The 26,428-nt window shown below is 34.0% G+C and carries 28 protein-coding genes; 4 read left to right on the top strand and 24 right to left on the bottom strand.

The features are described 5' to 3' along the window. Window positions 1–31: 31 nt before the first annotated feature. Window positions 32–2,446 (top strand): TonB-dependent receptor, encoded by a 2,415-nt coding sequence (locus MODO_RS09210; protein ID WP_006260218.1) that lies wholly within the window; start codon window positions 32–34, stop codon window positions 2,444–2,446. A 4-nt stretch (window positions 2,447–2,450) separates the two neighbouring features. Further along, the gene (locus MODO_RS09205; RefSeq protein WP_006260219.1) at window positions 2,451–3,293 is read left to right on the top strand and encodes a DUF4249 domain-containing protein; all 843 of its coding nucleotides are present in this window, start codon (window positions 2,451–2,453) and stop codon (window positions 3,291–3,293) included. A 29-nt stretch (window positions 3,294–3,322) separates the two neighbouring features. On the opposite strand, the gene recN is transcribed toward MODO_RS09205, so the two are convergent. The 24 genes from recN to MODO_RS09085 all read right to left on the bottom strand — a co-directional run bounded on the left by recN (window position 3,323) and on the right by MODO_RS09085 (window position 24,940). Next, complete coding sequence (recN, locus tag MODO_RS09200; RefSeq protein WP_006260220.1) at window positions 3,323–4,978, bottom strand: DNA repair protein RecN; 1,656 nt, start codon at window positions 4,976–4,978, stop codon at window positions 3,323–3,325. A 17-nt stretch (window positions 4,979–4,995) separates the two neighbouring features. Beyond that, window positions 4,996–5,880, bottom strand: coding sequence for a type IX secretion system protein PorD (gene porD / locus MODO_RS09195; protein ID WP_006260221.1), 885 nt, complete (start codon window positions 5,878–5,880; stop codon window positions 4,996–4,998). Next, window positions 5,873–7,081, bottom strand: a complete 1,209-nt coding sequence (gene coaBC / locus MODO_RS09190; RefSeq protein WP_006260222.1) for a bifunctional phosphopantothenoylcysteine decarboxylase/phosphopantothenate--cysteine ligase CoaBC — start codon at window positions 7,079–7,081, stop codon at window positions 5,873–5,875. Before coaBC ends, porD begins: the two co-directional genes overlap by 8 nt. 20 nt (window positions 7,082–7,101) lie before the next feature. Then, window positions 7,102–7,413 carry a DNA-directed RNA polymerase subunit omega gene (locus MODO_RS09185; RefSeq protein ID WP_006260223.1) on the bottom strand — a complete coding sequence of 104 codons (312 nt, stop codon included), beginning with the start codon at window positions 7,411–7,413 and terminating at the stop codon, window positions 7,102–7,104. A 14-nt stretch (window positions 7,414–7,427) separates the two neighbouring features. Next, window positions 7,428–8,234, bottom strand: coding sequence for an outer membrane protein assembly factor BamD (locus MODO_RS09180; protein WP_006260224.1), 807 nt, complete (start codon window positions 8,232–8,234; stop codon window positions 7,428–7,430). 162 nt (window positions 8,235–8,396) lie between these two features. Continuing rightward, window positions 8,397–8,912 (bottom strand): ferritin, encoded by a 516-nt coding sequence (locus tag MODO_RS09175; protein ID WP_006260225.1) that lies wholly within the window; start codon window positions 8,910–8,912, stop codon window positions 8,397–8,399. Between the two features lie 12 nt (window positions 8,913–8,924). Beyond that, the gene (gene dapA / locus MODO_RS09170; protein WP_006260226.1) at window positions 8,925–9,806 is read right to left on the bottom strand and encodes a 4-hydroxy-tetrahydrodipicolinate synthase; all 882 of its coding nucleotides are present in this window, start codon (window positions 9,804–9,806) and stop codon (window positions 8,925–8,927) included. A gap of 14 nt (window positions 9,807–9,820) precedes the next feature. Beyond that, the gene (locus tag MODO_RS09165) at window positions 9,821–10,330 is read right to left on the bottom strand and encodes a DUF6913 domain-containing protein (RefSeq protein ID WP_006260228.1); all 510 of its coding nucleotides are present in this window, start codon (window positions 10,328–10,330) and stop codon (window positions 9,821–9,823) included. A 65-nt stretch (window positions 10,331–10,395) separates the two neighbouring features. After that, window positions 10,396–12,393 (bottom strand): NAD-dependent DNA ligase LigA, encoded by a 1,998-nt coding sequence (ligA, locus tag MODO_RS09160; protein ID WP_006260229.1) that lies wholly within the window; start codon window positions 12,391–12,393, stop codon window positions 10,396–10,398. A 12-nt stretch (window positions 12,394–12,405) separates the two neighbouring features. After that, window positions 12,406–12,879, bottom strand: a complete 474-nt coding sequence (locus tag MODO_RS09155; protein WP_006260230.1) for a DUF6495 family protein — start codon at window positions 12,877–12,879, stop codon at window positions 12,406–12,408. 61 nt (window positions 12,880–12,940) lie between these two features. After that, entirely contained in the window at window positions 12,941–13,570 is a 630-nt protein-coding gene (locus tag MODO_RS09150) for a hypothetical protein (protein WP_006260231.1), read from the bottom strand. A 213-nt stretch (window positions 13,571–13,783) separates the two neighbouring features. Further along, complete coding sequence (rplI, locus tag MODO_RS09145; protein ID WP_006260232.1) at window positions 13,784–14,227, bottom strand: 50S ribosomal protein L9; 444 nt, start codon at window positions 14,225–14,227, stop codon at window positions 13,784–13,786. A gap of 66 nt (window positions 14,228–14,293) precedes the next feature. Beyond that, window positions 14,294–14,590, bottom strand: coding sequence for a 30S ribosomal protein S18 (gene rpsR, locus MODO_RS09140; protein WP_006260233.1), 297 nt, complete (start codon window positions 14,588–14,590; stop codon window positions 14,294–14,296). A gap of 5 nt (window positions 14,591–14,595) precedes the next feature. Beyond that, window positions 14,596–14,937, bottom strand: a complete 342-nt coding sequence (gene rpsF, locus MODO_RS09135; protein WP_006260234.1) for a 30S ribosomal protein S6 — start codon at window positions 14,935–14,937, stop codon at window positions 14,596–14,598. 74 nt (window positions 14,938–15,011) lie between these two features. Then, window positions 15,012–15,560 (bottom strand): helix-turn-helix domain-containing protein, encoded by a 549-nt coding sequence (locus MODO_RS09130; RefSeq protein WP_006260235.1) that lies wholly within the window; start codon window positions 15,558–15,560, stop codon window positions 15,012–15,014. 121 nt (window positions 15,561–15,681) lie between these two features. Next, entirely contained in the window at window positions 15,682–16,218 is a 537-nt protein-coding gene (locus MODO_RS09125; protein ID WP_006260236.1) for a DMP19 family protein, read from the bottom strand. A 48-nt stretch (window positions 16,219–16,266) separates the two neighbouring features. Beyond that, window positions 16,267–18,717, bottom strand: a complete 2,451-nt coding sequence (gene priA, locus MODO_RS09120; protein ID WP_006260237.1) for a replication restart helicase PriA — start codon at window positions 18,715–18,717, stop codon at window positions 16,267–16,269. A 666-nt stretch (window positions 18,718–19,383) separates the two neighbouring features. Then, window positions 19,384–19,812: a DUF2147 domain-containing protein gene (locus MODO_RS09115; RefSeq protein WP_006260238.1), complete on the bottom strand. Its 429-nt coding sequence runs from the start codon at window positions 19,810–19,812 to the stop codon at window positions 19,384–19,386. 39 nt (window positions 19,813–19,851) lie between these two features. Next, window positions 19,852–20,751 (bottom strand): YihY/virulence factor BrkB family protein, encoded by a 900-nt coding sequence (locus tag MODO_RS09110; RefSeq protein ID WP_006260239.1) that lies wholly within the window; start codon window positions 20,749–20,751, stop codon window positions 19,852–19,854. Between the two features lie 24 nt (window positions 20,752–20,775). Next, window positions 20,776–21,015 (bottom strand): hypothetical protein, encoded by a 240-nt coding sequence (locus MODO_RS09105; RefSeq protein ID WP_006260240.1) that lies wholly within the window; start codon window positions 21,013–21,015, stop codon window positions 20,776–20,778. A gap of 3 nt (window positions 21,016–21,018) precedes the next feature. Then, window positions 21,019–22,020 (bottom strand): SPFH domain-containing protein, encoded by a 1,002-nt coding sequence (locus MODO_RS09100; RefSeq protein WP_006260241.1) that lies wholly within the window; start codon window positions 22,018–22,020, stop codon window positions 21,019–21,021. Between the two features lie 2 nt (window positions 22,021–22,022). After that, window positions 22,023–23,402, bottom strand: coding sequence for a TFIIB-type zinc finger domain-containing protein (locus MODO_RS09095; RefSeq protein ID WP_006260244.1), 1,380 nt, complete (start codon window positions 23,400–23,402; stop codon window positions 22,023–22,025). Between the two features lie 12 nt (window positions 23,403–23,414). Continuing rightward, window positions 23,415–24,275 carry a carboxylating nicotinate-nucleotide diphosphorylase gene (gene nadC, locus MODO_RS09090; RefSeq protein WP_006260245.1) on the bottom strand — a complete coding sequence of 287 codons (861 nt, stop codon included), beginning with the start codon at window positions 24,273–24,275 and terminating at the stop codon, window positions 23,415–23,417. 89 nt (window positions 24,276–24,364) lie between these two features. Beyond that, window positions 24,365–24,940 (bottom strand): DJ-1/PfpI family protein, encoded by a 576-nt coding sequence (locus tag MODO_RS09085; protein ID WP_006260246.1) that lies wholly within the window; start codon window positions 24,938–24,940, stop codon window positions 24,365–24,367. 148 nt (window positions 24,941–25,088) lie between these two features. On the opposite strand from MODO_RS09085, the gene MODO_RS09080 reads away from it, so the two are divergent. Continuing rightward, window positions 25,089–25,589 carry a hypothetical protein gene (locus tag MODO_RS09080; protein WP_006260247.1) on the top strand — a complete coding sequence of 167 codons (501 nt, stop codon included), beginning with the start codon at window positions 25,089–25,091 and terminating at the stop codon, window positions 25,587–25,589. Between the two features lie 121 nt (window positions 25,590–25,710). Further along, on the top strand, window positions 25,711–26,223 hold the full coding sequence (azu, locus tag MODO_RS09075) for an azurin (protein ID WP_006260248.1): 513 nt from the start codon (window positions 25,711–25,713) through the stop codon (window positions 26,221–26,223). The last annotated feature ends 205 nt before the right edge of the window (window positions 26,224–26,428 follow it).

Raw genomic sequence — 26,428 nt, 5'->3', positions numbered from 1 at the left:
TTTTTGCATTGAAACATAATAAGATAAACGAATGATTAATCACAAAAAGTTTACCAATTATTTATTGGGACTGAGTTTCTACGTATCTACAATTCCTTTTCATGTACAGCATACGATGGCTAATGTCATAAATGAACAAGTACAAACAATATTAAAAGGAAAGGTACTAGATAAAAACTCTCCCCTTATAGGAGCTACTGTCTATATAAAAGAATTAGATCTAGCTACTACCACTAATGAGTTAGGAGAGTTTAGTATCTCTATTCCATCAGGACAGTATAATATTCTAGTATCATACTTAGGTTACACTAATCATCATGCTAATATAGACACAACTAAAGATAATACAGTAAAAATCATCCTAAAACCTGACACTGCACAATTAGACGAAGTAGTCATAGTAAAGAACTCTACAAAAGCAGACATTAGAACACCAGAGATGAGTGTCAATAAATTATCTATAGAGGAAGTTAAAAAAATGCCTGTTGTACTAGGCGAAACAGATGTTTTAAAGTCTATCTTACAACTCCCTGGTGTAACAAATGCGGGTGAAGGAGCGTCAGGATTTAATGTGCGAGGCGGAAGTGCAGGACAGAACTTAGTACTTTTAGATGATGCAAATGTTTTTAGCTCTTCTCACCTATTTGGTTTCTTCTCAGTGTTTAATTCAGACGCACTTCAAGACATCAAGCTATACAAAGGAGGAATACCAGCTAGATTTGGAGGACGAGCTTCTTCTGTATTAGAAGTATTCCAAAAAAATGGTAATACTGAGGAGTTTCATGGCACAGGAGGTATAGGAGTTATCTCTAGTAGATTAATGGCAGAAGGCCCTATGCAGAAAGGAAAATCTTCCTTCTTAGTAGCAGGAAGAGCCTCGTATGCACATTTATTCCTAAAGTTAACAGACAATAAGAACTCTGCTTATTTTTATGATTTAAACACTAAATTAAACTTTGATTTAAACGAAAACAATAAACTAACCTTATCTGGTTATTTCGGACGAGATGTATTTAGTTTTAGTCAGTTATTAAAGAACACCTTTGGAAACTCAATTTTAAATCTTCAATGGCATCATTTATTCTCAGATAATCTAAGTAGTAAACTTACCACTTCATACAGTGACTATGTATATGGTCTAGATATGGAAATAACTGGCTTTAAATGGGATTCTGATATTAAAAGTTACTCATTAAAATATGATCTAACTCATGACATCCATAGTAATCTTCAATTAAAATATGGAGTAAGTGGTCTTTACTATGATTTTTCTCCAGGAGTAATTAAGCCAACAAAACCAGACTCATCTATTATCTATAAGAAGATAGATTCTAAATACGCTTTTGAAGGAGGTGTTTATTTAGAAGCAGAACAGAGTATTGGTCAACATTTCAATTTAAACTATGGGGCTAGGTTTTCTACATTTACTAATCTAGGAAAAGAAAATATCAATCTATATCAAAACAATCAACCTGTAAGATATGACTCTGAACTAGGTTTATACAAGATGGCAGATATCATAGGGACTGAATCTTATAATAGAGGTAAGAGTATTCAAAACTACAATAATTTTGAACCACGCTTCGGCATTGCTTATATTATTAATGATGATCAATCTATTAAAGCTAGTTATAATAGAATGGCTCAGTATCTTCATTTAATGTCTAATACGGCAGCACCAACTCCATTAGATATCTGGACACCAAGTAGTAAATATATCAAGCCAGAACTCGTTGATCAAGTTGCATTAGGATACTTCAGAAACTTTAAAGAAGGAAAATATAGTTTAGAAACAGAGGTTTACTATAAAAAAGGAGATAACAGAGTAGATTATATAGATGGTGCACAACTGATAGGTAATGATGCTTTAGAACGCGTAATACTTAGTGGTGAATCTAGAGCATACGGACTAGAGCTATTGGTGCGTAAGAATCTAGGTAGACTTACAGGATGGGTATCCTACACCTTAGCAAAATCAGAGCAGAGAACACCTGGTAGAACACCAGATGAGCCAGGAATAAATAATGGTCAATGGTATAGAACTGCTTATGATAAAACACATGACTTTTCTGTTACGGCTATGTACCAATTAAACAAGAAGTGGGATCTTAGCGCTAGCTTTACCTTACAATCAGGACGACCAACATCTTACCCAGAAGGAAGATATGACTATTTAGGTCAGAGTGTTCCTAATTTTGGGAAAAGAGGTGCTTACAGCCTACCTGCTTATCATCACTTAGACGTATCAGCAACTTATACCCCTACAAAAAACACAAGTAGAAAGTGGCAAAGTGAATGGGTATTCGGCATATATAATCTTTATGGAAGAGCCAATGCCGCTTCTATATCATTCCGTGAACACAAAGATCACAGAGGACAGAATGAAGCTGTTAAAATGTCTATTTTCGGAATGGTTCCAAGTGTAACCTATAACTTTAAATTCTAATCAAATGAATATTCTCAAATATATAAGTATACTCTCTATTCTATTATACCTTACTTCTTGTGAGCATGTAATAGATATAGACTTACCAACAGCACCTCCAAGATTAGTTGTTGAAGGTAATCTCGATTTTGATGCAGAGAACAAACAAGATACCCTAAGTATCAATCTATCTTTGACTACAGATTTTTATAATCCACAAGCACCTAAAGTCCATAATGCAACAGTATGGGTAGAAGACGAAAAAGGAACTAAACATCAGTTCAAAGAACTCAATAAGACTGGAAGATATATCTCTACTTCTATTAAAAAAGACTTTGTGAAAAATAAATATAAATTACACATAGAGTATGATAATGATATTTATGAAGCAACCGAAAGGTTAGTTGAAACTCCTAAAATAGAAAGGTTAGAACAAAGAAGAGAAAAGTTCTTTAATGATTACTATTATACGATTAGAATTTACTTTCAAGATACAGATAAAGGTGATAATAAATTAAATTATTATTACACTAATTTACTTTGGGAAAATAAAAGACCTGCCTTAAGTGTTCGTTCTAACGAGTTCTCTAAAGGTAAACTAATAGAAGACATATCAACAGACAAAGATTATGAACCTGGTGACAAGATACAAATAGATCTACATCAAATCTCTAGAAACTATTATGATTATATGTGGCTTATAACTGATGCTTTAAACAATGGAGGAGGTCCTTTTCAGACACCTATTTCTAAAATAAAGGGGAATGTCAAAAACCTTACTACACCTGATAAAGAAGCACTAGGATACTTTAGAGTAACTGAGAAGCAAACTATATATCACACTATTTTTGAACAACCTAAACCGTAAATAAAAAAGCCATCATGTGATGGCTTTTTCTATTTTGATAATAACTCTTTAGCATGAACTAAAGCAGAATCACTAATATCTTTCCCTGATAACATCTGTGCTATCTCTTTCACTCTACTCTCATAATCTAATAATGTCAATTGTGAAGTAGTCGTTTCGTCATCAGATGTTTTGTACACTTTATAATGTTGCTTCCCTTTTGCTGCTATCTGAGGTAAATGCGTAATAGCAAACACCTGCATATGAGTACTCATATCTTTCATAATCACTCCCATCTTATCAGCTACTTCTCCAGAAACCCCAGTATCTATCTCATCAAAGATAATAGTAGGCAAATTAGAATACCTAGCTAATATTGCTTTTATCGCTAACATAATTCTAGACAATTCTCCTCCTGAAGCAACTTTCTTTAGCACACCGAAATCCATTCCTTTATTAGCAGAAAACAACAGTTGTAACTCATCTTTCCCATTAGCTAAAAAATTCTTGGATACAGTGAAGTCAAACTTGAAGTTGGCATTAGGTATTCCTACTAATGACAATATCTCTAATAGTTGTTTGACTAAAACAGGAACAGCCTTTATTCTCGATTCTGAGAGCTTATCTCCTACTTCGTGTAAAACAACACTTAACTTATCAATTTCTCTTTCTAATGAGCTTATTTTATCGTCTATTCCACTAGCTAGATCTACTTTCTCTTCCAGTTCACTTCTAATAGCTAATAATTCTTCTACAGTAGCTACTTGATGTTTTCTCTGTAGATTATATAGTAATTGTAAGCGATCATTAATTAAATCTAATTGTTCAGAATCTGCAGACACATTATCTAATTGGCGTTCTATCTCATCAGACAGATCTTTCAGCTCTATTTCTACACTACTAATACGAGTATATAACTCTTCATAATCTTTAGAAATGGTACTCGTTTTCTGTAATAATTGCTTTACCTCCTTCAATCTATAAACCGCCCCTACTTCATCGTCTGCCAAAAGATTAATTGATTGTCCAAAGCTTTCTCTTACAAACTCAACATTATTCAGTTTTTCGTACTCTTGCTCTAATTCTTGTTGATCTAATCCATCAAGGTTACCTTGAATCAACTCTTCTAAAAGAAAAGCATTATAATCTTGTTCTTTGATTAAATCAGCCTGTTGTTGTTGTAAACTTCTTAATTGTGTTTGGGCTTTCTTGTATAATACTAAATGTCCTTTATACTCCTCTAAAATATTGCTATTACTTGCAACTGCATCAACAATTTGCATTTGGTAATTTTCATCAGACAATTCCATTGTTTGATGTTGGGAATGTATATCTATTAAGTGTTCTGTTAATTGTTGCAAATCAGATAAATTAACAGGGCTATCATTTACAAAGGCTCTAGATTTACCAGAAGGAGAAATCTCCCTTCTTATAATCGTCACATCTTCATATTCTAATTCTAACTCATTGAATAAATCCTTCAATCCATATTTACCAATACTAAAATGACCTTCTATAACACACTTCACTTCTTTATCCTTTAGAGAAGATAAATCAGCACGTTTTCCTTGTAACAAACCTAATGCACCTAACACAATAGACTTACCAGCTCCTGTTTCACCTGTAATAATAGAAAAGCCATCAGAAAAATCTATTTCTAATGTATCAATAAGTGCAAAGTTTTTGATTGTTAATGATATAAGCATATAACTTAATTTTAGAACTAAAGACTATTCCATTTTAATCCATTTAATGGAGCTAATTTATTCAATAATTCCACTACACGTTTCTTATTTTTATCTGTCACTCCACCATAAACACCTATCAACTCATCTGTTTTAGAATCAAAGAAAACACGTGTCAGAAAAGAATTTGGTCGAGTAGAATTAAAACCTTCTAAAGCTGTTAAAGCTTGCAGAATACCATCTCTTCCATCCGCTACATTATCACTCATACGATCTAATCCTAAACGGTGATATTTATATAAAGCATCTTTATAAGCCTCTCCAACTCCCGAAGCTAAATCACTAATAAAAGAATATCTTGTATTACTACCATCCCCTTGCTTCCATCCTCTATAATTTCCTTGCTGAGCAATAGAAGCTATACCATTTGCTGTTTGCAAATAAGTACTCCCTCCACCTTTACTAAACGTTTCTGCGTCCAATCCTATAATTAGATTCGCATAAAATCCTATCAAAGAAGTCAAATTAGAGTCGTATGAATTGGGATTGTAATAAAGAGATTCAAACTCAATATAATTAAAAACAATATCCTTATCGTTGAACAATAATACTTGTGTAGAATATCCAGATCCATAAACAGGTCTAGATGATTTGACCTGAAGGGTTCCAGATACTGTATTATTACCGTAAGTAGTTACATTCAGAAAGAACATACAATCTATCCTCTCCACTGGAGAAAACTTCTTAGATGTCCAACTGGTATTGTTTATAAAATCTTTAAGTGATTTCTCTAGTGATTTGAAATAAGCTTGATTACTATTTCCTACTTGGCTATGGTTAACCGTTACTATTGCATTAAGCTCCTGAGCATAACTGTTTAGAACTATAAAAAGCGAACCAAAAAGCCAAATAAGTTTATTCATAATGTTTAATTATCTTATATATAATATCCTGAGCTACTTCTTCTTTAGATTTTAATTCCTTAGGTTCTATATTAAAATCTTTATCTATAAAGGTAACCTTATTCGTTGGTTTTCCAAAACCTGCCCCTTCATCTTTTAAAGAATTTAAAACAATTAAATCTAAATTCTTCTTCTTGATTTTAGCTTTTGCGTGTTCTATCTCATTTTGAGTTTCTAGTGCAAAACCTATCAGAAACTGTTCTTTCTTTATAGCACCTAGTGAAGCTAATATATCAGGATTCTTATCCATTTCTATTATAAACTCTTCACTGTTCTTTTTAATCTTTTCAGTAGCTACTTCTTTAGGTCGATAATCTGCTACTGCAGCAGCGGCAACCACAGCATCCACATCAGCATAATACTGATGACACGCCTCATACATCTCCATAGCAGACATAACCGAGATAACCTTTACTCGTTCATGCGCTATTTTCTGATTGCTAGGACCTGATACTAATACTACATCAGCACCTTGCTTAGCAGCCTCTAGAGCGATATCATACCCCATTTTTCCAGAAGAATGATTACCTATAAAACGCACAGGATCTATAGGTTCGTATGTAGGCCCCGCAGTTATTAATAATTTTCTTCCTTTTAGGGGCAAATTATTTAACAACACATCTTTTACAGCCTGCAAGATTGTCTCAGGTTCAGCCATACGACCTTTCCCAACTAAACCACTTGCTAATTCACCTTCCTCAGCAGGAATGATAAGATTACCATAACCTTCTAACAAGGCTAAATTACGGTCTGTAGTAGGGTGCACATACATATCTAAGTCCATCGCAGGTGCTACCATAACAGGGCACTTAGCAGATAGATAGATTGCCATTAAGAGATTATCGCAATATCCATTAGCCATCTTCGCTAATGTATTGGCAGTCGCAGGAGCTATAACCATTAGGTCAGCCCAGAGTGCTAAATCAACATGATTATTCCATGTCCCTCCTTCACCAGCATCATTGAAGAAATTTGTATATGCTGGATTCTTTGATAAAGTAGATAAAGTATAAGGAGTTACAAATTGATGAGAAGCAGGTGTCATGATCACTTGGACCTCGGCACCTGCTTTTATAAGTAAACGTACTAAGTGTGCCGTCTTATACGCGGCAATTCCACCAGTTACACCTAGTATTATTTTTTTACCGCCTAAACTTGACATCACTAAGTATTATTTATGTTCTATTGTTCTTTGTATGAAACTTTACCTTCTAACCACTCTTCTACAGCTAATGCTTGAGCTTTAGGCAATTTTTCATAAAATTTAGATACTTCTATTTGTTCTTTATTTTCAAATACTTCATCTAAACTATCATTGTAAGTAGCGAACTCTTCCAACTTGTCAACCAACTCATTCTTGATTTCTGTGTTGATTTGGTTTGCTCTCTTAGCAATTATAGTAATAGCCTCATAAATATTTCCTGTAGGCTCTTCAATCTTACTTTTGTTATAAGTAATTGTGTTTACTGGAGCATTTGTTTTCTTTAAATCCATCTCTTTCGCTTAAGTTATTTTGAAAATTTTGCTAATTCTTCTTGTATATTTTCAAGCATACCATCTGCTTGCTTTTTGTATTTTGTTTCTGCATTAAAACGAACTAATACGTCGTACATTGACTTTGCTGTATTCAGACGTTCTTCCATTTTATAATGCACACTGTTCATTGCTAATTTATAAGCTGAATCAAACTTATAGAACAAGGCATCTTCCTTATATTTCGTACCTGGATAATCATAGATAAAGTTATCTAATGCTACGATAGCAGCATTGTAATTTCTAGTCCAATCTCCAATCGTATTTAACTGCTTTGCATTCTCATAAGTCTTTCTCTCGATCTTCTCATTCATCTCTTGCATAATTGAATTAGCTTCAAATACAAAATTAGAACCAGGATATTGATCAATAAACTTTTGTAATTTATCTATTACATCATAAGTCACTCTTTGATCTAAAGAGTACACAGGTGATAATGCGACACCAGACTTAATCTCTTTTAAAAGAGCTTCTTCACGCTTATCACTTCTTGGATATGTAGCCGCAAAGTTTTTAAAACGAAACCCTGATAATTCATAGTCTTTTGTCAAATAAGTCGCCTCAGCGAAGTTAAAAAACATATCTTCTGCTTTAGGATTCGCTCTATAAACAGTCTCTAATTGTTCATAAAGACGAATAGCATTTCTATATTTCCCTTTCTCAAAAAACTGATTTGCTACTTCTTTTTTATATTCATAATCCTCTGATTTCAAAGCCTTTTGCATTGGTCCACAGCTCGCTATTGAAAGCATAAGAATAGATAAACCGATATATTTTTTCATAAATGTTTTTCGTTGTTTTTGACAAAAGCATTTCCAAGATAGTCCTGTAAAAGCAAATGCAAATTTAAATTAATAATTGCATTATACAAAAAGCTTTTTATATTAAAAAGAAAAGATGTCTAAAATGACATCTTTTCATATAAATCATTATTCCTTAAACGATTAAACTGCTGGGTTATTATTCGCTTGTTGGTTAAAGTTTTTAATATCATTATCGAATAAATATAAACCTCCTTTATCATCTCCAATAAGGTTTATCTTATCAAGAATTGTACGTGCTGTAGCTTCTTCTTCTATTTGTTCTGACACATACCACTGTAAGAAATTATGAGTTGCATAATCTCTCTCTTCTAAAGCTATATGTACTAATTCATTAATGCTTTTTGAAACAAACACCTCATGATCAAACAATTGCTTAAACAACGCTTTAAATGATGTGTGATCCAACTCTGGCTTTGTCACAGCAGGGATAACAGCTTGTCCTCCTCTTTGGTTTACATATTTAACTAATTTAAGCATATGTTGACGTTCTTCATCTGATTGTGCGAACATAAAAGTAGCAATCCCTTCGAATCCTTGAATCTCTGCCCAAGAAGCCATCTCTAAATAAATCTGAGAAGAATCCCCCTCTATTTTAATCTGCTCATTAAGTGCTTTTTCTAATTTTTCTGATAACATAACTTTCTTTTTTTAATTCAGTATTTTAATTTCTTTTTCGATTCTTGAAGCTAAGTCTGTATCTACATTAACCAATGGCAAACGAAGCGTATTTTGCATCACTCCTTCTAACTTTAATATCTCTTTGATTCCAGCAGGGTTTCCTTGTTCAAAGATCATATCGATAATAGGCATTAATTCATATTGTAATTTAAATGCCTCTTTGATATCTCCTTTTAATCCTAGGCGAATCATATCTGTAAACTTTTGAGGAACACCTTGTCCTATTACTGAAATAACTCCAGCTCCTCCTGCTAACACCAAAGGCAATGCGATCGCATCATCTCCTGATATTACTAAAAAGTCTTTGCGAGTACTTTGACGGATTAACTCCATCCCTTGTACCATACTTCCCGCTGCCTCTTTTATACCAATGATATTCTTAAACTCATTCGCTAAACGAACTACAGTCCCTACTGCCATATTACTTCCTGTTCTACCAGGTACATTGTATAAAATAATAGGTAATGGACTATTCTCAGCAATCATTTTGAAGTGCTGATAAATTCCTTCTTGTGTAGGTTTATTATAATAAGGTGATACTGATAATATAGCATCAAACCCTTCTAAGTTCTCCTGTGTTAATTCATCTAATACAGCATGTGTATTATTTCCTCCTACTCCTAATACTAATGGCAATCTTTTCTTATTAGCCTTTATTACGGTACGTTTGACTAACTGTTTTTCTTCCTTACTAAGAGTTGCTGACTCCCCAGTAGTTCCTAATACTACTAGATACTCTACCCCTCCTGCTATTGTAAATTCTACCAAATTCTGTAATGCTTCTACATCTACAGAAAAATCGCTGTTAAATGGCGTTACTAATGCCACTCCCGTACCAATAAGTGATTGCATAGTTCTTCTAATTATTAATTTTTAAAAACGTTAATATATTTAAATAAATTGTCTACAAAATTCTCTACATCTAATCGCTCTAAAGCTAAACTAAAATGATTCAATTGTGTATTTTCTGAGGAAACTCCCACTTTAAAAATAGCATTAGACTTTGATGTCACCCATAATAAAGGCAAAGCCTGATTTGTATAATAACTAATCAACAAATCACATTTCTTTTCAATAAACTCAAGGACTTCTTTATTCTCTATACCTCCTGTTAATGTGAACTCACTCATCCCAAACAGGTGCTCCTCATTATTCTTCTTGCTATCTTTTGCATAAACCAAGAAATGTATTTTTGTACTAGGTATTCCTTTTCTTTCTAAACTTTTAATTAAATCTGGAATAACCTTAGCTTCTGCTTTATCTACTACAATACCGATTTCTTTAAAATCATATTTAAAATCGACCGGTACTGCTTTTAATGTTGACTTTTCTACTACTTTTTGAAGTGATCTTTTCTTTAAAGTATTAAACCACATATAAGTTACTGTTTTTGTAAAGATAAACAAATAGCTAATTAGGTAATACTACATTTAACATCGAATTATTGAATTAACGCAATAAACTCCGCTTCTGTTAATATTTTAATACCTAGTTTATTTGCTTTTTCTAGCTTAGATGGTCCCATTTTATCTCCTGCCACGACATAATTAGTCTTAGAGGTAATAGAACTTCCTACTTTTCCTCCATGATCTTCGATAGCTTGTTTAATCTCATCGCGAGACATTTGTTCAAACACCCCAGATACCACTAATGTCTGTCCTAGAAGAACATCTGACACTACCGTAGATTCCTTTTCTTCTAACACAAATTGCACACCATATCCCTTTAGTCTAGCAATTATTTCTTTATTAATATCACTACTAAAGAAGTCTATTACACTTTGTGCTATTCTTTCTCCAATTTCATCTACTGTTATCAACTCCATTAACGGAGCTTCTGCCAGAGCATCTATTGTCTTATAATGATTTGCTAACTTTTTAGCCACAGTCTCTCCTACATAACGGATCCCTAATGCGTATAATACACGTTCAAAAGGAACCTGTTTAGAAGCTTCTATACCTTTTATCAGATTATCTGCAGACTTCTCTCCCATGCGTTCTAAACCTAGAACATCTTCTTTCTTTAACTCGTATAAGTCAGCGTAATTCTCTACTAATTCATTTTTGTACAACAGTACTACAGTTTCTTCTCCCAGCCCCTCTATATCCATCGCCTTACGAGAGATAAAGTGCTGTATCCTACCCGCTATTTGAGGTGGACATCCATACACATTTGAACAATAGTGTTGTGCCTCCCCGACACTTCTCTTTAACTTAGTACCACATTCAGGGCATTCCTTAATGTATACTGTACGTTCAGAGTCAGCTGGTCTAGCCTCTAAATTCACACCTACTATTTTCGGGATAATCTCTCCTCCTTTTTCCACATATACAGAGTCATTTACACGAATATCTAACTTCGCTATCTGATCTGCATTGTGTAAAGAAGCACGTTTTACTATCGTTCCTGCCAACTGTACAGGTTCCAAGTTTGCTACAGGAGTTATAGCACCTGTTCTACCTACTTGATATGATATAGAGTTTAATACAGTCTCTGCTTGTTCAGCTTTAAATTTATATGCTATAGCCCATCTCGGTGCTTTAGAAGTATACCCTAATTCATCTTGATAATGCAATGAATTGACCTTAACCACCACTCCATCTGTCTCATAAGGTAGCTCATGTCTATGAATATCCCAATAATTTATAAACTCTAATACTTCATCAATATTCTTAGCTAACTTAGAGATAGTAGGAACTTTAAATCCCCATGCTCTAGCTTTGTCTAAACTTTCATATTGTGTTGTTACCCCTAGATCACTTCCTACTATATTATAAAGTAGACAATCTAAAGGACGTTTTGCAACCTCGGCACTATCTTGTAATTTCAAACTACCAGAAGCTGTATTTCTTGGATTAGAATAAGGCGTCTCTCCGATTTCTATCAAATCTTGATTCATCTTTTCAAACCCTGCCAATGGCAATACAATCTCTCCACGAATATCAAAACTCTGAGGATAATCTCCGTTTAATCGAATAGGAACTGATCTAATTGTTCTAATATTATTAGTCACATCATCCCCTTGCACTCCATCACCTCGTGTCACTGCTCTTACCAGCACTCCATCTTCATACGTAATCGTAATAGATGCACCATCATACTTTAATTCACATGTAAACTCTACTGGCACATCACCTAATACTTTCTGTACACGTTGTTCCCAGTCTAATAAATCTTCCTTAGAATAAGAGTTATCTAAAGAATACATTCTATAACGGTGTACTATAGTATCAAAGTTCTTAGTCACCGTACCTCCTACTCTTTGTGTTGGAGAATTTATATCAAAATATTCTGGGTGAGCTAATTCTAACTTCTCTAATTCTTTTAATTTCTGATCAAAATCGAAATCTGAAATCGTTGGATTATCCAACACATAATAATTATAATTATGTTCATTTAATTCTTTGCGAAGTAAATCTAATTGTGCTTTAATATCCATTTTTTAAAACGATTACAGTTTCAACATTTCTTTAAATTGACCATATAAATGACCATCACTCAGAATAGCTCCTTGTTGGATTAAACTAAAGATTTCTTCATTGCGATTCTCTCCAAAGCTTTTTCCTCCATGTCTCACTTCCACATCTTCTGTAAACACTGCATCTGATAACCATTGCAGTCCTTCTTTACTTAAAAGATCTATATCTGATTGTTTACTCTTAATTACGATAGTCTTGATTTCTTTATCGTCGAAACCAAACAAAAATATATGGCTCTTAGAATAATGTTCTAAATATTTAGCATTCGTCAGTACTCCTTCCCAAATTAAATCTGAGAAAATATCTAACTCTTGTTCTGCTACTTCTGGCTTTTCTTCTTTTATCTTATCCCATTCATTCTTATCTATCTGCTGTGCAGCTAAGAAGTTAATAAACTCTGGGTGTAATTCTTCAAACTGCTCTTTCGTAAGCCTACTGTATTTCATAATATAAATTGCATTTGAAACAAAGATAATACCTTCATTTCAATTCGTATAATGTGATAAATTAATTCTGTACTATCTCTGCTAAAGACTTCTTCATAGACACTGCATACTTTAATGGCACATAATCTGCCTCCACAATATCCATTTCATAAAATGACAACGTTCTTACATCAAAAATGAATGTACCCACCGTCACTATTCTATCTTCATAATTTTCATAAATAGTGAATTGATAGTAATTTCCTCTTTTATTAGAACCATCATTCTTTGCATTCGGAGACACATCTACTCTCACCACTACTCCCGTACCACCATTAGCTATTACAGCCTTATTGAAGTCTTCACCTAAATAGTCTTTAGCCGCAGTAGTCTTTAACGCAGCTAATACTGTCTCAAGCCCATCTTTACTCACAGATATCTTATTCGACTCATCCATTAGCGTAACAGCTTTCTTATTGTCGATCTTAAATATCTTTTCAGTACTCTTTAGAATAGCAGGTTCTTGCTCGTATAAGTTCTGCCATGGTGTAGTTGTATCTTCTTCTTCTACCTTATTTTTATTAGTACTTTCATCTGTCACCACTGTTTCTATCACCTCTCCTTCTGCACCAGAAGTATCTTTGTCATCCTTACAAGCAAATAAAGACACCCCAATAACAACTATACCTAAAACTCTCACTAATCTATTCATAACTACTTTTTGTTTTTAAACACTACTAAATCGACTACTTACTTCCTATAAATGAAGTATTAAGCTATTTTTCACAGCTTAGTTTTATACACTTCCAAGATACAAAAAAACACTAGTAATCAACCAACCTCCCTTACATAATTTAGCTAAATTATATAGCAAAAAAAAAGGCCTTCCAAATGGAAGGCCTTTTCTATATATAATCTTTTAAGACTATTCTTGCTCAGCGATTACTTCGTAATCAACTTCAACGATTACATCACGGTGTAAACGAACGTTAGCAGTATATTTACCTAAACGTTTGATAACTCCTGAAGTGATGTATTTTCTGTCAACTTCTTGACCATTTTTAGCGAAAACCTCAGCGATATCTGCATTAGTTACAGATCCGAATAATTTTTCACCACCAGCTTTAACAGCAATCTTGATTTCTAAAGCTTTTAACGCCTCAGCGATAACTTTAGCATCAGCTACTAATTTAGCTTCTTTGTGCGCTCTTTGTTTTAAGTTCTCAGCTAATACTTTTTTAGCAGATGGAGTAGCTAATACAGCCATCCCTTGAGGGATTAAATAGTTACGTCCGTATCCTGGTTTAACAGTTACTACGTCATCTTTAAATCCTAACTTTTGAACGTCTTGTTTTAAGATAATTTCCATTGTTGATGTCCTTTTTATAAGAAGTTAGGTTTCACGAATGAAAACCAACAACTTTATGATTTGTTATTATTTTAATAAATCAGCTACGTATGGCATTAAAGCTAAGTGACGTGCTCTTTTGATCGCTACAGATACTTTTCTTTGGTATTTTAAAGAAGTTCCTGTTAAACGACGTGGTAAAATTTTACCTTGCTCGTTAACGAATTTTAATAAGAAATCAGCATCTTTATAGTCGATGTATTTGATTCCTGATTTTTTGAAACGACAATACTTTTTAGTTTTGTTTGTTTCAATGTTTAAAGGCGTTAAATATCTGATATCTCCGTCTTTTTTTCCTTTTGCAGATTGCTCTATACTTGACATAACAATTAAGCTTTTTTAGATTTTAATTTCTCTCTTCTTCTCTCAGCCCAAGATACAGCGTGTTTGTCTAAAGCTACAGTTAAGAAACGCATAACTCTTTCGTCACGTCTGAATTCAGTCTCTAAGTTGATGATGATATCAGCAGGTGCTGTGAATTGGAATAAGTGATAAAAACCACTTTTCTTGTGTTGGATTTCATAAGCTAATTTTTTTAAGCCCCAGTCCTCTTTAGCTACCATCTCAGCTCCTCTAGAAGTAAGAAATTCTTCGAATTTCACTACTGTTTCCTTTATCTGAGTTTCAGATAAAACGGGATTCAAGATGAAAACAGTTTCATAATGATTCATAAATACTAAATTTTATTTGTTACAAAATTGGGTGCAAAAATACAACTTTATACATACTATCCAAAACTAATTTCTTATTTTTTAAAAAACGGATAATAAAACATTCTCTTTGTTTCTTTATTCATTTTATATAAAGCATAAACACTAACCCCATAATTAGCAAATGACAAACAAAGAAAAAACATTAAAACATAGTTGATTCCTGCTACATGATTAATTTTCCCTATTGTCCAGATAATAATGATAAAAGCCGACAACAACGCATAAACTATTTGATTATAAATAATATGCTTCCCTTCTTTCTTAAACTCCTCTCTATTATTGCTAATACAAACTATAAAAGGACCTAAAACATTTCCCAAAGGAATAATAAGCCCTACTAATATTGACAAATAATACTTTCTACTTACAATTAGTTCTATCTTCTCAACAGAAATAATATCTTTAATATCTTGCCCTAAAGCACCACATAACAATTGTAAAGTCGTTCCTCGTGGTTCACTATCTCCTTTTTCGATTCGTTGAATTGTCCTAATACTAATACCTGACCTTTCACTTAACTCTTCTTGAGAAAACCCCTTTATCACTCTTAGTTCTTTCAATTTTTGACTTAATACATTCATAGCTTTCTTTATTATATTTTAAACAATTCAAAACTACATCAGATGTATAATATTCCTTATGACATAACTATGACATATCTAAGACACTTCAGTAAATCTAAGCTTTTTCACTCCCTCTTATTTATCTTTCTATTTTCTTGTCTAATAATGCCTCTGCTCTCTGATACATTCCTTCTATAGATAATACATCTAGATCAGGGTGATTTCTCAACCACTTCGCATTTAACTCTACGATATCCTCTTCTAGATTATAGAAATCATCATTCTTCAACAGATCTCTTGTAGGATTCGTACCAAAGTAATCCGACTCACAGAATGCCTCTAATACAGTTTCGTCAATATTATTTAAAACTTCAAGTTGCTTCTTTAAAAGAGCTAAGTTTTGTGTAGCTCCTATTTTCTCTAGCCCATCAGCTATAATAGCAAAAAACTCATAATCAGCCTGAGTATTCCAAACAATCTGAGAGAAGTTTCCATTCTTATATTGAGCTAAATAATAATCAAGATAATAACTTAGGATTGCATCTGGGTGAACTGTCTCTTCCATTAATCCTCCTTCTTCTCTTACCAAGTTAATAAACGTGATATTTGAATAAACGATATCATAAGCCTCTTGACTATTAAATGAATCTTGTGATACTACAATTTTTAATTCCATACTATTATTTCTTTTTTATAACACTTCTTTTACCTTCTAAAAAAATCGCTAATAGAAATCTACATTAGCGACTACTTTCACAGAGCGATACTGTCCTATCGCTTCAAAACTTTTCAATATTTTTCGAACATTCTCTTTTGTCTTTATCAGAGGTACATTCTGAGGAATTTTAATTAAAATCACTCGTATATATTGATTGCGTATCCTATTAATCGCAGGCTCTTCTGGTCCTAAAACAGGTACACCTAGTTGCTCCTTCAGGTTGTTATACAACCAAAATGAAGCCTCTTTTAACTTCTCGAACTCTTTATGTCTTAGTGTCAGCTTAACTAATCTATAGAAAGGAGGATACTTAAAGTTATATCGCTCATACATCTGCTCTTTATACATTCCCATATAATCATAATGAGTCACTTGCTGTATGATATTGTGATACGGATTAAATGTCTGAATAATCACTTTACCCTTTTTATCCTTTCTCCCTGCCCTACCTGCTACCTGTGTCATCATCTGATATGCCCGCTCATGCGCTCTAAAGTCAGGATGATACAAACTGTTGTCCGCATTCATTATTCCGACCAAATTCACATTGTCAAAATCAAATCCCTTCGCCAACATCTGCGTTCCTACTAGAATATCGATTTGTCTCGCTTGAAAGGACTCTACTAATTTCTCAAAGCCATACTTTCCTCTAGTTGTATCTTGATCCATACGCGCAATACGCTTATTCGGAAACAACTCTTTTAATTCTTCCTCTACTTGCTCTGTACCAAATCCTTTTGTATTCAGATCCACACTGTGACATCTAAAACACTGTTTGGGCATCGGTAGCGTAAAACCACAATAGTGACACCTCAACTCATTTTTATACTTGTGATATGTCAAACTCACATCACAATGAGGACATTCTGGTACAGCTCCACAAGTCATACACTCTACGACAGGAGAGAAACCTCTTCGGTTCTGAAACAGAATAACCTGTTCTTCTAACGACAACGCCATATTTATCTCATCGATCAACTGATCTGAGAAATGCCCTGTCATCTGTTTTCGTTTATATTTATCTTTTACATCTACTAAAACAATCTCTGGCAAGACTACATTGGTATAGCGCTTCTTTAATTCCACTAAACCATACTTGCCTTGTGTAGCATTGTAATACGTTTCTAAGCTCGGTGTTGCAGATCCTAAGACTACTTTAGCATTGTGCTGTTTTGCCAATACGATAGCTGCATCCCTTCCGTGATATCGAGGAGCTGGATCGTGTTGCTTATAGTTTCCTTCTTGTTCTTCATCTACTACTATCAACTGTAAATCCTGAAAAGGCAAGAAGACAGATAACCTTGTACCGATAACCACTTTTGCTTTTTCAGACTTATTCAATACCTGATCCCAGACTTCTAATCGTTCATTGTGAGAATACTTTGAGTTATACACTGCTACTTCGTTTCCAAAATAGCTAGTCAACCTCATCACTAATTGTGTTGTAAGCCCTATCTCTGGCAATAGAAATAATACCTGTCCTTCATTTGCCAAGTATTTCTCTATAAGTTTGATATATACTTCTGTTTTACCAGACGCAGTTACACCGTGTAGTAAGACGACATCCTTCGTTTCTAATGACTGCCCGATCTCCCAAAGAGCTTTACTCTGCTCATCACTTAACTCGATAATATCTTGTACTGCATCCCCGAAGATCACACGATCTTGGTTTAAATAGTAATCTTCAAATATGCCTTTATTAATAAGTGCCTTAACTACTGCAGATGTAGATTCTGATTCTTCTACTAACTGTTTGACTGTAATCGGCTTTTTGTGCACAGCCTGCAATTGAAAATATTTTAAGATCATCTCTCTTTGCTTTTCAGCACGAGAGACTACTTCCATCAAATCTGCCAAACCATTCTCAGCCAAGTATTGCTCCGCTAGTTTGACATATCTAATCTGTTTCGGCTTATACTTCTCCACCATCTCTTCTTGTAAGAATATCATCTTCTTTTCTAGAAGAGAGTTAATCACAGGGAAGACCTTCTTTCGGTTCAGTACTGCTATAATCTCTTCTACTTTAAGAATAGACTGTACTTGAAGTGCCTCATATATTAAATATTCTGCATCATCTAATTCTTCTGCTTTAATAGTACTATCCGGATTATACTGTATAAGTGTCTCACTTTCTAAAAGTAACTGTGATGGCATAGCACTCTTATACACATCCCCTATCGTACACATATAGTAGTCTGCTATCCACTTCCATAAGCTGATCTGTTTCTCAGTGACAACAGGAGTCAGATCTATAATCTCATTGATTTCTTTTGCCTCATAGTACTGAGGTACTCTATTGTGTTTTTCGATTACCACAGCCGTATATACTTTAGAACGACCAAAAGGAACAGCTACGCGCATCCCTACTTGGATAAACTCGTATTCTGCCTCACTTACAGCATAAGTAAACGTAGGGTCTAAAGCTAATGGAACAATAACCTCAACAAAGTAATTCATACTAATAGTACTATTTTTTAGAAATCAATAATTACAAAGATAATCGCTTTATTTTTATCTCATCCCATCAGTACTATATTCGCTCTTATTTATCGCAAGGTTATATATATTCTGTAATATATAACATCTCATTACTTCTAGTAGATGCACGCGATACACCTCTACTCGCGTTGTTGAAGGTTTCTAATCTGTGATGTATAACACCTAAATACCACATAAAAAAAGCATCACTTTTTTCACTCCCTAAAAACGACACAAAACACTACTAATCAATAACATAAATCAAAAACAAACATTTCTATCCTAATTGCCCAACAGCTCCTAACAGCAGTGTATATAAGCAGTTATAGCATTTCCTTCAACACTTCTTCAACAATACCCCAAGATTGCTCTACTAGAAGGCTTGTTTCTTGAAGCAATGTTGAAGAAGTGTTGTAGGGGTGTTGAAGAAATAGAACCTATGAATAATGATTTGCTTGATAACTATTAGGTAGCCATAATTACAGGCTTCACTCCCTCTTCTCTCTCCGATTATATACCACACAAGACTTCTACCCAAAAGAAAAGGTCATTAGCGCGTGCTAATGACCTTTATATCTTTTAAAATTATTTTAGATAATCTATCTCTGTATTATAAAATAACTATTATAAATACTTCACTTATCTTTAATCTGCTTTTTTCCACGTCTGTGTTCTTCCTATCAGAGATAATCCGATATATCCACGCACATCTAGCTTATCCTTCCCATTTAGTTTCACAGTACATTTATACTGTTTACCACTTTCAGGATCAGTGATTTTACCACCTGTATATTCATTTCCTTTTTTCTGTAAGTCTTTAATGATAACAAGCCCTTCGATAGGTTTTCCCTTCTCATCTCCTTCACAGTTATCACATTTTGGGTTAGGTTTAGATGGGTTTAAAAGTTTCTTTACCTGTCCGTAATATTTACCGTCTTTCTCGTAAATTTCAACAATAGACTTCTCTTTTCCTGTACTATCGTCTATCGTTTTCCACTTACCTACTATACTCTGTGCATGTGCTGATAAAGACACAGCTAACACCAACACAATTGTCGTTAAAAAATTTCTCATAGTTCAGCGTTTAATTTTAAGGTTATAACCCAAATATAGCTATTTTTTTGACTTTAATTTATTTATAGCTAAATTTAATTCAAAACCTAACAATAGAATCATACAGTTAATCCACAAATAGAACATCACTACTAACAACGTCCCAATAGAGCCATATAACTCATTATAGCGAGCAAATCTCAATACATATACCCCAAAGAGATAAGAAGTAAGTATGTAAAGAATAGTCGTAAATACAGACCCTATAGAGATGAAGGATACTTGCTTGGTCTGCTTGGCTCCGAACTTGTATAAGATAGAGGTAGTCATCAGTACTACTAACAATAAGAATATGCTTCTAGACCACTGTATCAACATAGAATCTAGGTTAAACTTATACATCACCACCTCTAGTGTCACAAAGAATGCAACAGAGAAAATGACTAGTATCGCTAGACATACAGATAAGACTAATGCGACAAGATACTGTCTAATCAGATTGCGAGAAACAATAATGTGATACGAAGACTCAAATCCTCCTATAATCGCAAAGACTCCATTAGTCATTAAGAATATAGATAGCAAGAATCCGGATGATAGTAACGAGCGATAACTGTTATTCATAATATCGCTCAGAATAGACTCTATCGCACCAAAGGTATTCGGAGGGACAGAACTCTCGATAAACTGCATAAAGTCTACCTGAAAATTGTCTATCGGGATATAGGGAATCAAGTTCAGTATAAAAAGTGCAAACGGAAATAACGCCATAAAGAAACTGAAGGCGATAGATCCTGCCCTATAGGAGAATGCTCCTTTTATAATCCCTAAGACATATAATTCTATTAAATCATAAAGAGAATACCCTTCTAACACCTTAAAACGAATACATTTTAAAGTCCGGACTATCGTACGTATGACAGGTATTCTGTCTAATCTTTCTTCTATTTCCTGCGACATTTAATCTCTTTTCTTTTTATCAAGCTATTTTTTAGGATGTGCTATATTTCCCTTAGTCGTATCATAACCTTTATGATCACGCTTAAAGAAAAAGCTCACTGCCATAATCAAAAATAAGGCTACTACTATTACTATTCCGATGGTCTTATAGGTATTGACTAGATGTTCTGAATCAAACATGGCTATTCCCCAAAAACCTAAAATAACATATAATGCTGTTATTAATACTAAGATACAAACTATAAAACCGATAATATACTTCATACGCTATAGTTTTGATAATATTTCTTTCTTTTTTTGATCGTAATCTTCTTGTGTAATGATTCCTTCTTGTAATAATAAATTTAATTTCTTTAAAACTTGAAGCCCATCATCTCCAGACTGCTCCAGCACTTGATTAGAAGCGATACCCAGCTGCTTACCTAACTCTAGTCCTGCTCCCATCTGCACTCCTGCCCCTGCTAGTCCACCTTCATTACGAGCAGCATCTCTCAGAGCTTTCAACTTCTCTAACTCTGCATACGTCATTCCTGCTGCTTCTGCTGCTTTTACATCAGAAGTTATATTAGACACAGTGGCAATACGCTGTTGGGTCTTGGTATCGAATACTGTTCCTAGTACTTTAAAGTCTGTCAATGCAAGTCCTAAAGCAGCAAACTCTTCATTTAGTTTATTCTTGATTTCGGTAGAGATTACTTCTAGCTGCGCATCTATCTCCGTATAGCCAAATGAGGCTCCTGATAGATAAGTAGTGATAGCCTGAGGAATGCGTTGAATAAGGATATCTTTTAAGTCCATCGCTGTATATACATTCGCATTGCTAATAACCTCTCTATAAAGAAAGTTAATATCCTGTATCTTAAACGAGAATGTCCCATTCACTCCTAGTTCTATCGGAATATCATAATGCTTATCTACATACTTAATCGCACTAGGAGTACCCCAAGACTGATTAATAATCTGAGATTGTCTAAAGAAGAACACTTTTAACTTATGCTCACTTTCAAAATTCTGACGAATATTAATCAATGTCGTAATAAAAGGATGATTAGCTGTACTCAGACTAAAGGTTCCTTCTTCTAGGAGTATATCTTGTACTTTTCCATCGTATACTAATACGCATCCTTGACTCGGTGCTACGATTAACTTAGATGCATTCTTGATCTCATCTGTTGGCGACGGAAATTGATACCATACGACATCTTGTGGTTGATCCTTCCATTCTATAACAGAAGCTAGCTGTTTCTTAAAAATATTGAATAATCCCATAGTTATATCTCTTTTCCTACTGTCTTTAGTTCATAAAAGTCTGAAGTCATCTTGATCTCTCCATCCTTATTTATTATAGCAATATTAGTACTGTCTAACCTTACTAATATATAATCTCCTTCTACATCAATACTACGGATCTCTTTCCAGTCCGTTTTCTTAGTCCATAACACACTACCATCTACCCCACTTATCTTCTGCAGTGTTATAGTCTCGTTCTCCAATACAGACATCTTGATAGCAATGATAACAGACTCTGCGTCTCCTACTAGTACACGTGCTCCATCTACATAAGTATGATTAGGAGTAAGGTCTTTAATAGAAACTATCTTCGCTCTAGATTTAGTATACGGCATCACTAAAACTTTCTTATAAGGAGACTTCTCTGTGAATATACCCGATCTACCGTAATCTTTGCTCCAGTTAAAACTTACATTGTATTGTGGAAAACCTTTTTGAGTCCAATGTTCGTATTGTATCAACTGTATTTCTTCTTCTGGAAAATCAAAACCTATACGCGTAAATTTATAGGATGTAGTCTTAACTGGATCCGTTAATTTCTTATCGTATATATTAGAGATTTTATCTATAGGTAATACAACACCTATATCTGCAAATAAGGCATATTGTTTTCCTTTATTATTCGTAACTGTCAGACATTGATCAAAAGTTCTAGATTCTATCGCTGCTACTCCTCCTGCAAACTCAGGATACTTAACAAAGAAAGATTCTGTCACATTCTCAAACACTTTCTGAGAAGGGTTATACAAGAATAAATAGTAACTATTCACAATAAGGAATAGCTCGTCATTAGCCCCTCTATAATAATCTAATTTACTGCTATGCGTACCTGCTCCTTTTATAGATAGGTCTACTTCTAGAAGTGTTCTACTGATTTCTTCTCCTGTAGTCGCGTCTAGTAAGATGGTGTATACCTCATTTTCCTTACCTTTCTCAGCAAAGATATCATTAAACCACCCTGTAAAGACGATGGTATTCTTCCCTTTTGGGTCGATCATTAAGGCTGTTTCTGAATAACTAGCATTGACATATCTCACATCTCGCTTAGGAGGTGGGGTGGTGTTATACTCTGTGGTAGTAACAGGGGCTGGTGTAGAATCTGCAAATATGAATCTACTGATCTGGTAAGCGAAATAGATAAAGATAACAGCAGAGAAGCCTATAATGGCTTTTTTAGCAATCTGCACTCCTTGTTCATTATTCAGTTTACCCGTATTATAATTATGGTTAATAGTAATATCATCATTATCTAGAAAGAACTGTGTATTACAGCTTCTACAGATATAGTGGTCTTTCTTAGTCTCATCAACCTGATTACTCCCACACTGAGGACATACTATTTTCTTTATTGTTTTTGCCATATTTCTCTTTTACTACAATACTGCTTTAAGGCTTAAGTCCATATTGTACACTGAGTGTGTTAATGCTCCTGAAGAAACATAGTTAACTCCACATAATGCATACTCTCTAACTGTGCTTTCATCGATATTACCTGACGACTCCGTTTGACATTGATCACCTATCAATGCAACAGCCTCACGTGTCATCGCATAGTCAAAATTGTCTAACAAGATACGGTGAACATTATCACAAGCTAAGATTTGCTTCACCTCATCGATGCTTCTAGCTTCTACGATGATCTTTAGCTCTTTATTATTGTCTTTTAAATATTGGTTTGTCTTTTCAATCGCTTCTTTGATACCTCCTGCGAAGTCAATATGATTATCTTTCAACATAATCATATCATAAAGAGCAAAACGGTGGTTCTCTCCTCCAGCTATCTTTACTGCCCACTTCTCTATCGCACGTATACCTGGTGTAGTCTTACGTGTATCTAATATCTTAGTACCCGTACCTTCTAATAAGTTTACGAATACACGAGTCTTCGTAGCGATAGCACTCATACGCTGCATGGCATTAAGCATTAGTCGCTCAGCCTTTAGAATAGACTGAGAAGACCCTGAGATATATAAGACTATATCTCCTACTTCTACTTTCGCTCCATCCTGAATACACACTTCTACTTCTAGAGTAGGGTCAACATAGTTCAATACTTGTTGTGCGAACTCTACTCCTGCTATATACCCTGCTTCTTTTACTAGTAATTTTGCCTTACCTGTAGCTGTAGAAGGAATACAAGCTAATGAGCTATGGTCTCCATCTCCTACATCTTCACGTATAGCGTTCTTAATAATTATATCTAATTCTGCTTGAAATTGTGCTTCTGAAATCATATTTAAAAAAAATTTGCGATGCTAAAATAAGAAATGTTTTAGCAAATCTTATTATAGAACATCGCAAACTATGAGTTATAATAACAAGCTTATCCTATCACTACACCTAACATTTTATAGAATTCTCTAAGGATATCAGGGTGTCCAGGCCATGCAGGAGAAGTAACTAAATTACCGTCTACCACAGCTTTATCTACTCCTACTTCTTTATAATGACCACCCGCTAAAGTGATATCTGGTCCTACTGCTGGATAAGCAGTCAGTGTTCTTCCATTTAATACACCTGCTGGAGTTAATACCTGAATACCGTGACAGATAGCCGCTACTGGTAAATTCTTTTCAAAGAAGTACTTCACAAAGTCAATTACCTTACTATTTAGACGGATATATTCTGAAGAACGCCCTCCACAGATATACAGTCCATTATAATCTGCTACATTCACTTCATCAAATGACTTATTGATTACAAAATTATGTCCTCTTAGTTCTGCATAAGTTTGATACCCTACAAAGTCGTGTACAGCAGTTGCAATCACTTCATTCTTCTTCTTTCCAGGACATACCACATCTACTTGTACTCCAATTGATAATAGTGCTTGATAAGGAACCATTACTTCATAATCTTCTACGAAGTCACCTGCTAACATTAAAACTGATTTTGCCATATTGTTTTTATTTAAGTTAATACCCTTCTAAGGTAAACAATTATGAGTAGTCCAAAAACTGTATCTTAAAAAATAACCATAAAATAACATCTGCTCCGAATACTTTTTAGTAACTTTAAAAATCTAATTAATCCTATTTATTTTGACTATGAGAACAAAAATCGCCTTAGTAGCTGCTACATTCTTTACACTAATCAGCTGTAACCAAAAAGTAGCCCCAACACAAGATGTCAAAGTCTTAGATCTATATACAATAGAAGTACCTGGTACATTCGCACCGATGCAAGAATTATACCCTGATGCTGATATTCAATATGGAAATACGTTTAAACAGATGTATTTAGTCACTGTACATCAAGACAAAAATAAGACGGCAAACTTCGAAGAATACGTTAAACAATCTCTAGCTAGCTATAACAAAAGAGAGAACTATGAGATAATAGTACAAGAAGATGTCCGAATAAACGGAATACCAGGGAAGAAGTATGAACTACTGATGTCTCAAGATAAAGATATGATGTATATGATACAAGTAATATTAGATGGAAAAAAAGCTAACTATCAATACATTACATGGACAACAGGGCAGAATAAAGAAGCGCAAAAAGACAACTTCTTAAACACTTTAGCTTCTTTTAAAGAACAGTAGTTTTTTTAACAAATTTTAAACATTAAAAAGTGAGCAATAATGTTATTTATCGTACCTTTATAGTACTCAAAATGAGCGCTTAAAAGCGCTTAACAAATAAATAATATTATATAAAATAATTATGAAAAAATTAAACTTAGCTCTAGCTGTTTTAGCAACAAGTACTATGTTATTCTCATGTGGTGAGAAAAAAGTAGATACAACAACTACTCCAACTGAAACGCCTGCTGAAACAACAGCAGCACCAGAAGAAGTAACAGGTGTACAAATCACGTTAAATGCAGATGATCAAATGAAATTTGACCAAACTGAAATTCGTGTTCCTGTAGGAGAGAAAGTTACATTGACTTTAAAACATACTGGTAAAATGGATAAAGCAATTATGGGGCATAACTGGGTATTATTAAAACCAGGTACAGACATGACTGCTTTTGCTACTGAAGCTGCTCAAGCAACAGAAACTGACTATATTCATCCAAGTGGTTTAGAAAATGTAGTAGCACATACTAAAACTTTAGGAGGTGGACAATCTGATACTATTGAATTCACAATTACTGAAGCAGGTACTTATGACTTCTTATGTACATTCCCTGCTCACTTCGCTTTAATGCAAGGTAAATTAATTGCTGAATAGTAATATATTTTTAATGCAAATCTTTAAATGGGGTGTTTAATTAAAACATCCCATTTTTTATTACTCTATTCTAAAGTAGTTTGTACTCTACTCTTGTAAAAGAAAACATTGTCATTTAATTTCATCAATAAACCCAAATAAAAAGCACAAAAAATGTTAAATATGACACTTTTAAAGCTTTTTAGCTCAAAATTAGTAGTCATTT

The organism is Myroides odoratimimus (assembly GCF_001485415.1).
Lineage (GTDB): Bacteria > Bacteroidota > Bacteroidia > Flavobacteriales > Flavobacteriaceae > Flavobacterium > Flavobacterium odoratimimum.
This window is presented reverse-complemented; position numbering and strand designations above follow the sequence as displayed.